Annotated in this window: 13 protein-coding genes and 1 pseudogene; 5 read left to right on the plus strand and 9 right to left on the minus strand. The window is 71.1% G+C overall.

The window, feature by feature from the left end:
* The first annotated feature begins 112 nt into the window (after positions 1-112).
* Together AC3EQ1_RS17755 and AC3EQ1_RS17760 are read left to right on the plus strand one after the other, a co-directional pair.
* The gene (locus tag AC3EQ1_RS17755) at positions 113-463 is read left to right on the plus strand and encodes a hypothetical protein (protein ID WP_432095281.1); all 351 of its coding nucleotides are present in this window, start codon (positions 113-115) and stop codon (positions 461-463) included.
* A gap of 57 nt (positions 464-520) precedes the next feature.
* Complete coding sequence (locus AC3EQ1_RS17760) at positions 521-922, plus strand: hypothetical protein (protein ID WP_432095282.1); 402 nt, start codon at positions 521-523, stop codon at positions 920-922.
* Between the two features lie 500 nt (positions 923-1422).
* On the opposite strand, the gene AC3EQ1_RS17765 is transcribed toward AC3EQ1_RS17760, so the two are convergent.
* A complete protein-coding gene (locus tag AC3EQ1_RS17765) occupies positions 1423-1854 on the minus strand; it encodes a hypothetical protein (RefSeq protein ID WP_432095283.1) in 432 nt (143 codons plus the stop codon).
* A 199-nt stretch (positions 1855-2053) separates the two neighbouring features.
* Between AC3EQ1_RS17765 and AC3EQ1_RS17770 the strand changes: the two genes are divergently transcribed.
* Entirely contained in the window at positions 2054-2917 is an 864-nt protein-coding gene (locus AC3EQ1_RS17770) for a maleylpyruvate isomerase family mycothiol-dependent enzyme (protein WP_432095284.1), read from the plus strand.
* 189 nt (positions 2918-3106) lie between these two features.
* Here the strand turns inward: AC3EQ1_RS17770 and AC3EQ1_RS17775 are convergent, their stop codons facing one another.
* Together AC3EQ1_RS17775 and AC3EQ1_RS17780 are read right to left on the minus strand one after the other, a co-directional pair.
* The gene (locus tag AC3EQ1_RS17775; protein WP_432095285.1) at positions 3107-3775 is read right to left on the minus strand and encodes an HAD family hydrolase; all 669 of its coding nucleotides are present in this window, start codon (positions 3773-3775) and stop codon (positions 3107-3109) included.
* Between the two features lie 94 nt (positions 3776-3869).
* A pseudogene (locus tag AC3EQ1_RS17780) lies at positions 3870-3953 on the minus strand (transposase); the annotation flags it as partial.
* 53 nt (positions 3954-4006) lie between these two features.
* Here AC3EQ1_RS17780 and AC3EQ1_RS17785 point away from each other — a divergent pair.
* Entirely contained in the window at positions 4007-4303 is a 297-nt protein-coding gene (locus tag AC3EQ1_RS17785) for a type 2 periplasmic-binding domain-containing protein (RefSeq protein WP_432095286.1), read from the plus strand.
* An 82-nt stretch (positions 4304-4385) separates the two neighbouring features.
* Here the strand turns inward: AC3EQ1_RS17785 and AC3EQ1_RS17790 are convergent, their stop codons facing one another.
* The gene (locus tag AC3EQ1_RS17790; RefSeq protein WP_432095287.1) at positions 4386-4898 is read right to left on the minus strand and encodes a hypothetical protein; all 513 of its coding nucleotides are present in this window, start codon (positions 4896-4898) and stop codon (positions 4386-4388) included.
* A gap of 51 nt (positions 4899-4949) precedes the next feature.
* Positions 4950-5495 (minus strand): DUF6328 family protein, encoded by a 546-nt coding sequence (locus AC3EQ1_RS17795; RefSeq protein WP_432095288.1) that lies wholly within the window; start codon positions 5493-5495, stop codon positions 4950-4952.
* Positions 5496-5869: 374 nt separating this feature from the next.
* On the opposite strand from AC3EQ1_RS17795, the gene AC3EQ1_RS17800 reads away from it, so the two are divergent.
* Positions 5870-6550, plus strand: a complete 681-nt coding sequence (locus AC3EQ1_RS17800; protein ID WP_432095289.1) for an endonuclease — start codon at positions 5870-5872, stop codon at positions 6548-6550.
* A 21-nt stretch (positions 6551-6571) separates the two neighbouring features.
* Here AC3EQ1_RS17800 and AC3EQ1_RS17805 read toward each other — a convergent pair whose 3' ends face one another.
* From AC3EQ1_RS17805 to AC3EQ1_RS17820, 4 genes are all read right to left on the minus strand, one after another.
* Complete coding sequence (locus AC3EQ1_RS17805; RefSeq protein ID WP_432095320.1) at positions 6572-7087, minus strand: hypothetical protein; 516 nt, start codon at positions 7085-7087, stop codon at positions 6572-6574.
* Positions 7088-7273: 186 nt separating this feature from the next.
* Positions 7274-8071 carry an FkbM family methyltransferase gene (locus AC3EQ1_RS17810; protein ID WP_432095290.1) on the minus strand — a complete coding sequence of 266 codons (798 nt, stop codon included), beginning with the start codon at positions 8069-8071 and terminating at the stop codon, positions 7274-7276.
* Entirely contained in the window at positions 8068-8277 is a 210-nt protein-coding gene (locus tag AC3EQ1_RS17815; protein WP_432095291.1) for a Trm112 family protein, read from the minus strand. The genes AC3EQ1_RS17810 and AC3EQ1_RS17815 overlap by 4 nt, the downstream gene beginning before the upstream one ends.
* Positions 8278-8460: 183 nt before the next feature.
* Positions 8461-9528 (minus strand): hypothetical protein, encoded by a 1068-nt coding sequence (locus AC3EQ1_RS17820; protein ID WP_432095292.1) that lies wholly within the window; start codon positions 9526-9528, stop codon positions 8461-8463.
* Position 9529: the final 1 nt, after the last annotated feature.

The raw sequence follows: 9529 nt of genomic DNA on the forward strand, positions 1-9529 counted from the left end.
CGCAGGACACACCGTTGAAATTGACGAGTATGTCCCTCTGACCGTTCAGTGGCCGGGCTACGCACGTCTTCGAGAGGCGCCGCAGTCCGTCGTTCTGGATGTAGGGGCATCCTTGGTCGAGGTCAAGACGGATCGCGACAGCGGCGAGGTGGTGGAACTCGTACTGGTCGACGTCGGCCGACCGGAAGACAGCGATGCCCCGCTGCTCGTGCCCAGCGCCGTGGAATCCGGTGTTCCACTGATGCTGTACGACGAGTCCATCCAAGTCAGCTCTGCGGGTGGAGTCCACCTGTACGCGGACGGGCTGCGTGTTCGCTTCGGGCAGGAGGGTGCGGCTCGGGCCGTCGGTGACCCGATGGCGGTGTTCGGATTCTCGGAACTGGGACATCTGGTCGAGTTCGATGTGCGGCTCGACCTCGACCGCATGGCCCAACTGCGGACCGTGTGCGGCCTCGTTGGGTGATCTGTTCCTTCGGCTGCAGTGACTTTGGGAACGCCGTGGAAAGGCGGGGATCGAGAGTTGATCGATTCGGCCGAGGAGTTCGTCCGGCTGCGCTTCAGCGATGATCCTGAGGAATACGGTAGGGCGAGTTCTGAGCCCGCGGCCCCCGACGTGTGGCGGGAGGTCATCGAAGGGTATCCCGAGGCCCGTTTCTGGGTCGCGCACAACAAGACGGTTCCCTTGGAGATCCTCTGGGTGCTGGCGGATGATCCTGATCCAAGGGTGCGGTCCATGGTGGCGAGCAAGCGAAAGCTGACCCTTGACCTCCTGACCGCACTGGCGGTGGACCCTGACGCGTCGGTCAGGCTCGTCGTCGCTCGCCACAAGAGCGTGCCGAGAGACGTTCTGGAACAGTTGCGTACGGATAGCTGGGAGGAAGTCCGGGACGTGGCACGTGATCGGCTCGCGTGCAGCCACTGATCCCCTGCAGTACGTACAGTGCTCGGATAGCGAGGACTCCTCCGTGGTTCCAGCACCACGAGGACGGTGAGTGCCGCTCGTCGCCATCGGCGCGGTGTCGGAAGAGCAGGGCCAATCAGCCCCGCTGACGGGCAGCCACAAGGGCCGGGTCTCGCCTCAAGGACGAGCCCCGGCCTCCGAGGTGGCTCACATGGCGCCAGGTTGTTGCGGGATGATGCGGATTGTAAGTGGTGATCTGTCGTCGGCTCGTGCCTGACGAGTGGGGAATGGCTGCTTCGTTGCCGCCAAGATTCAAGTCCGTCCGCAGGGCGCAAGCCGCTGATCCCCGTCATCCGTTCCCGGCTTGGTCCTTGTCGGCAGCGGCCGGTGAAGATCCGGGAAGCCAAGGCGTATTACCCCGCTGAGCACTTCACTGCGTGAGACCCCCTCCAAGGGCCTTGCAGGGGGACGTTCCAGATCTGCTGCCCCGGGATGCTGGTGACACGCAGGCTGGAATTCCTCTAGCGCGTTGCCCCGGTCCCGGAAATTGCGTGATGCAAGGGAAGTGAGAACGCGGCGACGAACAGGCCGAATAGGTTGATGAACAGCAGTCCGTCAGGACGCAACAGCCCTGCAGGGTCATCCCGCAGCCACTGCCAGTTGCCCATCCAGTTCGCGCACACGTCCATCCCCATCACAGAGCCTGCCAGCCAGATGCCTTCCCTTCGTACGAGTCCCACCAACACGCCAACCAATGGATCGAGAACCACCAGACTGACGAAGAATATCTGCAGGGGAATCCACTCAAACGCTGTATAGGCGTGGATGCCGCCACGGGCCAGATCGAAAACGTGGGCGCAGAATCCTTCAAGGAACCCGATCAAGTACGCGGTGAGAGCCCATCTCACCCATAACGGTTGTCTGCCCCATCGTTCCCGCAGTTCGATTATCACCGGCCAACCCTACGTGCGCGACACCTGTCGCACAGCCCTGCCGACATCGCACCCAGCTGAGCAGGGACAGCATGACGAGCACCGGCTGCTACAAGGCCAAGGCGTGCCTGACGGAACTTGGAACCGATGGATCGAACCAGGTCGCCTCAAAGAGTGATAATCACTGGTGGATCGAGCATCCGGTTGGCAGCCTGTGGCCATGAACTCGCAGCTCAATGAGGTTCCCGGCTACTCGTGGCTCGGTTCGCCGATCGATGCCCGTCTGCTGTTCGCTCCGGAGCAGGCGGCGCTGATGGCCACCTTGCGGGGGCTGGAACCTGCCGACTGGCGTAAGGAGGCGGTGCCGGGCTGGACCGTGCGTGATCTTGTCGTGCACCTTCTCGGCGACTTCTACGGACGCCTCAGTCGCGACCGTGACGGCCACCAGGGCGGACTCGCCTTCGCACCGGGCGATACCCTGGAGGAGTTCATCCACCGCATCAACCAGGAGTGGGTCGACGCTTTCCGCCGGGTCAGCGCCGCCGCGCTCACCGACACTTTGGATCTGGTCGGCGGGCAGGTGGTCCGCCTCTTCGAGACCACCGACCCCGAGAAAGCTTCGTTGGGAGTGTCCTGGGCCGGTGTCGACCCCGCTCCCATGTGGCTCGACAGTGCGCGGGACTTCACCGAGTTCTGGACTCATCGCCAGCAGATCCGCCATGCCACCGGTCAGGACACCGATCCCAACCCGCGCTTCCTGTCAGTGGTCCTGGACACCTTCATGCGAGCTCTGCCCCACACTCTGCGCAACACCCCTGCCCCGTCCGGTACACAGATCCAGGTGCACGTCGGCGGCCCGGCCGGCGGCACCTGGACCGTCACCGCCACGGCCATCGACGGCCGCTGGTCCCTGGCCGAGCCGGGTACTGGTCGGCCCGTCACCCGTGTCAGCCTGGATGCGGGGACCGCGTGGCGGCTGTGCACCCGTGGGATCTCGCCAGCGGTCGCCTTCGCCAGGACGCGGATCGACGGTGACCGACAACTAGCCGAAGCCGCTTGCCAGATCGTGTCCATCGTCTACTGACTCCGACACCAATCCGGCCGCGGCTTATGGATGGCAGTTCAGGTGCGAAGCCACAGGCGGATCGCAGCGACCAGCTTCGGCAAATGCGGTTTCAGCCTGGCGCCCACCCCACGTTGCGCAGCATCTTCCAGCGCTTCGTCTCGCGAAGACGTGCTCGACGGTGCCGTGATCACACCAGCCGCAACGTGGTCATCCCATTTCGGCTGGCCCTTCCGGCTGGGCGAAGGTGAGGATGTCGGGGACCGCGTCGCGCAGGCTCGCGAAGTGACGGTGCACGCCAGCCACCGCAGCCGCGGTGTTGACGCCCCATACCGTCATGCCGGCTCGCAGCCCTGCTTCGACTCCGGATGGGGCGTCCTCAATGACCAGGCAGTTCGCCGGCTCGGCGCCGAGCTGCTCGGCGGCCTGCAGATAGGGCACGGGCGAGGGTTTACCTTCCTCCACCGCGGCGGCGTCCACGATGACGCACGGGACCGGCAGACCGGTCCGAGTGAAACGCCCGCGCACCCGGTGCTCATAGTTGGAGGTCACGAGCGCCCATGCCCCCGAGGGCAGAGCGCCCAGCAGCTCCGACGCACCATCGAAGGCCGCGTAGACGCCGGACCGGACATCCTCGTCCTCCAGTTCGTGCAGCGCCGCCAGGCACTCTCTTGGATCCTGGTCCGGAGCCACCTTCGCGAAGGTCTCCATCGGCCGCGTCCGCAGCGCCACCCGGTAGACCTCAACCGCATCCAGTCCGTATCGCCCCGCCCATGCGGCCCAGACCCGACGCTGGTTGTCCACGGCGTCGATCAATGTGCCGTCGACATCGAAGAGGACGCACTTCCTGGGGCCGAGTTGCGCAGGCTTGAGGGTCACACCGTGATCATGCCAGGGAGCCCCGGAGATCATCTATGAAGTGGTCCTCAGAGCTCATCTCACGCCCCGGGCCCCGGGCTCCAGTGAACGGCCGTGTCTTGGTGCGTTGGAAGGTGACGCCACGGCGGGCGAGGAGGCTCCGTAATGCTTCGCGGCCGACGCGGACGATCCGGCCGTTAGATCACAGGGGGCTCGGGGCCCTCCTGCACGATCGGTTCCTCGGTAGCGAGTATGCCGCACGCCGACCGACCCCCGGCCGGACGGTACCCCGGTGCACCGCACACCACGCATCAGATCACGGAGTTCGAACCGGCCCTCACCGCCATCGCCATGGGCGAGGGCATCGAGTTCCCTCCCGAACCGGCCCGCTGGCTCTATCAGCGTCACGGCGTCGCGTATGTCGAGGTGAGCGATCTTCCGCTGTGCTGGACGGCCCTGGCCTGGCGCGGCCAGGACCGTGACCGGCCCGCCGTCATCGCGCTGCGGCAGGCGACCAGGGCTGTGCTGGACCGAGAACGCTCGCGGTAGGTGGGTCGCCCCGTACACGTGGTGGGTACGGAGCGGAGTGCGGGCGGCAGCGGGACGCAGGGGAGCTGAGCGAGTGGCCGGGTCAGCCGGTCCGCTCGGGCGCGTGCGTGGGGTCGAACACGCGTGACGTGGCGGCCAGTCGCAGGCTCTCCAGGGTCTCCGACTGGTCCTCGGCCCGGTGCAGCAAGCGCTCGATCCGGTCCGTGTCCAGGCCCGGATGCCGTGGCGACAGCCCGAGGAGGGCGCGCCAGAGTGCCGCCTTTCCCTCGACGCCCAGGCGCAGCGATTCGAGTTCGATGACCGTGCTCAGGCCGGAGCGGCGGCGGACCCGGCCGTTCGGCTTGATCCGCCCGGCCTTCTCCGCGGCCCAGCCGCCGTAGATCTTGTACCGGCGGGCGGGGAAACCGAGCCGGTCCATGATGTCGAGCAGCGCCCGCCGGTCCTCCGCGATCTCGTCGGCAATGCGGCGCAGTTCGCTGCCGTGCGCCGCGCCGCGGTGTTCCCGGGCGATGCGCCGGGAGAGCTCGGCCCCCGCGGTGGAGCCGCCCAGATGGTCGTTGAGGTAGATCCCCAGCAGTGCGGGTGAACGGTCCATGGTGGTCCTCCGGGAAGTCCGGTGGTGAAGTCCGGTGCGGGCGGGCGCGGTTCAGCGGCTCCGCCGCTCGCGGTGCCGCAGCCACACCGGCGGGAGGAACCAGCAGACGCCGAACCAGAGCAGCGCCACGAACGTCAGCCAGACGGCGAGCTGGTTGTCCACCGCCACCCGCAGGATCAGCAGCAGGGCGCAGCTGACCGTGCCGAGCAGCAGCACGAGCCCGGTGACGGTGCAGCGCGAGGCCCACTGGACGGCCTCCGTCTTGAGCCGGTGACCGGTGAGGATGCGGTGGAAGGAGACGGGAGCTATCAGGGCCCCGGTGGCTCCGGCGCCCAGCATGATGGTGGTGACGTAGATGCCCTTGTCGAAGCTGCCGAGCTGCGCGAAGCGCGGGGTGAAGGCGACGCTGAGCAGGAACGCCAGCAGAATCTGCACACCCGTCTGCGCGACGCGCACCTCTTGCAGCAGCTCCATCCACAGCCGGTCGGCGCGTTCGTCCCGGCTCTCGTTGCGTCCGGTGCGCCGGACCGCGCCGGAGCTGTCCGGCTCGGAGCCGTCCCGGCCGGAGCCGTCGTGTGGCCGGGCTTCGCCACTCATGGCCGGACGGGTTCCCCGCCGCGGGGGCCACAAACCGGGACGGCGGTGCCGGTGCGGGGCCGGTGTCCCGGTCCGCTGAGGGGGCCGTGCCGGTGTACCGGGGTGCGGGACCGGTGTCCGGAGGGTGGGGGACGGTGTTCGGAGAGTGCCGGGTGTCCGAGAGCGCCGGACCCGGTGTCCCCGGAGAGTGCGGAGCCGGACGGTCCGCATGCCTGTCCCGCACACGGGCACCCGGGCAGGGCATTCACCACGATCGACGGGCGGCCGCAATGCCTGCCCCGCGCGTGGGCACCCCAGGCACCGGGCCTCCCGGATCGCCGGCTCCACCCGGCGGAAGGGCAGGTGAGGCACCCCGGAAGGGGAGGTGAGGCGTGATGAGCGACAACCACGACGACCTGGTACGGGCGCTGCTCGACCGGTGCGGACGGACCTACGCGGCCGAGGCCAGGATCTCGCTGCGGAACACCCCGGCCCCGCTCTACCAGCTGCTGGTGCTGTCGCTGCTGCTCAGCGCGCGTATCCGGGCGGACATCGCCGTGTCCGCGGCCCGTGCGCTGTTCGCCGCCGGGATACGCAGCCCCCGGGGCATGGCGCGGGCCACCTGGCAGCAGCGGGTCGACGCGCTCGGCGACGGCGGGTACCGGCGCTACGACGAACGGACCGCCACCCAGCTCGGCGACGGCGCCGACCTGCTGCTCCGGGAGTACGGCGGTGACCTGCGGCGGTTGCGCGAGGGCGGCGGCCGGAGCGACGGCGCGGATCCCGCGCGGCAGCTGCGGGAGGTCCCGGGGATCGGCCCCACGGGGGTCCACATCTTCCTGCGCGAGGCACAGGCCGTCTGGCCGGAGTTCCGGCCCTATCTCGACCGCAAGGCGCTGGACGGGGCCCGGCGCATCGGCCTGCCGGCCTCGGCGAAGGAACTCGCCGACCTCGTCGACGAGGAGGACCTGCCCCGGCTCGCGGCGGCGCTGGTCCGGGTGGCCCTCGGCAAGGACGCCGCGGAGGAGGTGCGGTCCGCTGCCGGCCGGGCGGGCGAACCGGCGGGACGGCGCTGAGCCAACCGGCAGCCCGGCCCCTCAGGGATCCAGCCGCTGGAGCAGCCCCCAGGTGAACTCCGCGACATGGCGGGCGCGTCGGCCCGAGCCGTCCGGTGCGGTGAAGGCGAGACCCCAGCGGGTGGGCGCCGAGCCCTCCATCGGGGTGGCCGGGGCGAAGGCCCGTGCCACCTCGTCCACCGTGCAGCACCACGGCCGCAGATCGTCGGTCGTCCGCAGCTCCGGGCCGACTGAGTCCGGGGCGCGCACCAGCCACTCGTTCCAGATCTGTCCGCCGGGCCCGGTCAGCGCCTCGAACCGCAGGTCCGGCCAGAGCGGCAGCGGCCAGCGCAGGGCCTCGCAGTCGAGGTCACCGACCCGCCGGCGCAGGACCTCCTCGGGCGGGCCGAGCACCGAACGGTAGCGCCGCACGGCCGCGCGGGCCCGCGGCGAGCGGACCATGGCCTGCCAGCGGCGGTTCGCCTCCCGCATCTCGGCCCGCCCGGTGCCGAGCTCCCGGAGGGCGGCCTCGACCAGCTCCGGCCGGTGGTCGGCCATCCGCCGCAGCAGGACGAGCTGGAACTGGGCGGGGCCGAACGCAGGGGACGGCCCGCCCGGGGAGGGGGCGCTTGCGGAGTCGCCGCCCGAGGACGGCCCGTCCGGGTCGGACCGGTCCGGGAACGGCCCGCGTGAGGAGGGATCCGGCATGGGAGAACCGTAGCCGCCGCGTCGGACAGGCGCGGGTCAGCGGCCGGCCGGGCGCCTCCCCTGGGGAAGGACCGGGCGCCTCCCCTGGGGAAGGAACAGCACGGAGTTGACGTAGCGGACGGACCGGCTGTGCGGGGCGAGGGTGCGGCGCAGCAGTCCGTGCTCCGCCACGTGCCCGGTCCGGCGCTGGTGGGCGGCCAGGTCGAAGGAGACCAGCGGCACCCATGCCCGCTCCGGCAGCACCCAGCCCCGGTAGCCGCGCTCCGCCAGATGCGACAGGACGGGCCCGAAGGGCTGGATGCGGACCTCCAGTTCGACCAGGAGGGCGGGCCGGTCGCGGCGCAGGGTGTGCTCGGCCCCGCGCAGCACGGCCAGTTCGCTGCCGTCCACATCGACCTTGACGAAGGTGACGTCCGTCAGCCCGAGGCCGTCGAGGGACCGGCAGCGCACCTCCATCGCGCTGCCGTGCACCTCGCGGCGGACCAGGGAGGACACCCCGCGGTCGCCGCGGTCGCCCGGGGGCAGCCACAGCTGCGCCTGCCCGTCCTCCTCCGCGGCGGCGGCCTGGACGACCGTCACGTTCGGGGGCGCGGTCGCGGTCAGCAGCCGGGCCAGGTGCGGTACGGGCTCGACGGTGACGACCCGGTCGGCGCGCCGGGCCAGCCGCCGCGACCACGGCCCGTACCAGCCGCCAACGTCCACGGCGGTGCCGCCGGGCGGGCAGAAGTCGTCCAGCCGTGCCAGCTCCGGCTCGAACCGCGGATAGAGCAGGGCCGCCGCCGCGCCGACCCACCGGGGCGGCAGCCGGGGAGCGAGCCGGGCGGCGAGCGTCACGGTCCGCTCCGGCGGGTCAGCCGCGCGTGCTCCTCGTCCGGGACCGGTTCGCCGGAGGAGGGCAGCAGCTGCGGAATGCCGTCGAGGACGGGGTAACGGCGGCGCAGCCGGGGGTTGTAGAGCGCCTCTCCGGCGTCGACCAGCGTCAGCGGTCCCTTGTCGAGCGGGCAGACCAGGATGTCGAGCAGGGGGTCGTCCGGGGCCACGGCAGCTCCTTCCGGTGGTTGATGTCGCCCTGTTCGCGGGGTACTCGAGGCGTGCGGTGTTCGCGGGTGCGGTCTTCGCGAGGTGTGCTGTTCGCCGGGTGCTCTGCGGCCGATGCCCCGGTCCGGGGTGACGGTCCGGGGTAGACGGGCCGGGGTGACGGTCCGGGCCTTCGGCCGGCCGGTTCAGGCCGGGGGCTCTCGCAGCGGCGAGTCCCGTGCGCCCCCGGGCGCGACCGCCCGGCCCGGCGCGGCACCGGGCCACCCGGGCGCCGCCCCGCCCGCCCCGCCGTCGGACCACCCGGGCGGGACGGCCCGGCCCCCGGCATCGTCGGAACGCCCGGCAGCGGGCCCGCCCGGCGGACCGCCGGCCCACCCGGGCGTCCCCTCCGGCGCGTCGTGCCGGGGCAGGGACAGCAGGACGAGGACTGCGAGGGCGGTGCCGCCGAGCCGCAGCACCAGCCGCGGCGGGTCCTGCGGCAGCGGCTCCCCGAACGCGAACGTGCCGCTGACCACGGTGAACACGCAGGTGACGGTGGTGCAGACGGGCACGATCAGGGAGGCCCGGCAGCGTTGCAGCGCGGTCTGCGACAGCACCAGGCCCGTGCCGCCGGTGAACAGCAGCAGATACGGGTACGGGGAGCGGAGCAGCGCGAGTGCCGTACCGGCGGGATCGGCCGCTTCGAGCAGCCCCGAGACGCCCTTCACGGCGAGCGAACTCACCCCGTACAACAGGCCCACGGCCACCCCGTACTCCACGCCGGTGGTGGGCAGCCGGTGGCGGTGCCGGGCGCGGCGCTCGGCGGAGGCGTAGAGCCAGAGGCCCGCGGCGAGCGAGGGCACGCACAGCGCCAGCAGCAGCCCGGCGGGCGCCCCGCGGCCGATCGGCTCGGCGCTCCCGGGCAGCGAGCCGACCACCATCAGCAGGGCGAGGGTGATGGCCGCGACGCCCTTGCGCTCCCGCCCGGTCGGCCGCTCGCCGAGGACCAGCGAGGAGAGCAGGAGCAGCAGCACCAGCCCGGAGACGAAGAGCCCCTGGGCCGCGGCGATCGGCAGCGTGCGGTACACCGCGAGCTGCGCGGCGAAGCCCAGGGCGAGGGCGACGGACCCGCCGATCCACAGCGGGCTGCCCAGGAGCAGCCGTACGACCCGGGCGGGCCGGTCGGCGCGGAGCGGGGGCAACGCCGCCAACGCCCGTTTCTCCAGCACGAATCCGCCGCTGTACAGGACGTTCGCCAGCAGCGCGGAGGCCACC

The sequence above is a fragment of the Streptomyces sp. bgisy100 genome (assembly GCF_057709105.1).

Bases quoted from the DNA above. Each gene is read 5' to 3' on its own strand.
- AC3EQ1_RS17790 (WP_432095287.1), bottom strand. From the start codon at position 4,898: ATGGACCGTTCACCCGCACTGCTGGGGATCTACCTCAACGACCATCTG.
- AC3EQ1_RS17795 (WP_432095288.1), bottom strand. From the start codon at position 5,495: ATGAGTGGCGAAGCCCGGCCACACGACGGCTCCGGCCGGGACGGCTCC.
- AC3EQ1_RS17770 (WP_432095284.1), top strand. From the start codon at position 2,054: ATGAACTCGCAGCTCAATGAGGTTCCCGGCTACTCGTGGCTCGGTTCG.
- AC3EQ1_RS17785 (WP_432095286.1), top strand. From the start codon at position 4,007: ATGCCGCACGCCGACCGACCCCCGGCCGGACGGTACCCCGGTGCACCG.
- AC3EQ1_RS17800 (WP_432095289.1), top strand. From the start codon at position 5,870: ATGAGCGACAACCACGACGACCTGGTACGGGCGCTGCTCGACCGGTGC.
- AC3EQ1_RS17805 (WP_432095320.1), bottom strand. From the start codon at position 7,087: ATGGCCGACCACCGGCCGGAGCTGGTCGAGGCCGCCCTCCGGGAGCTC.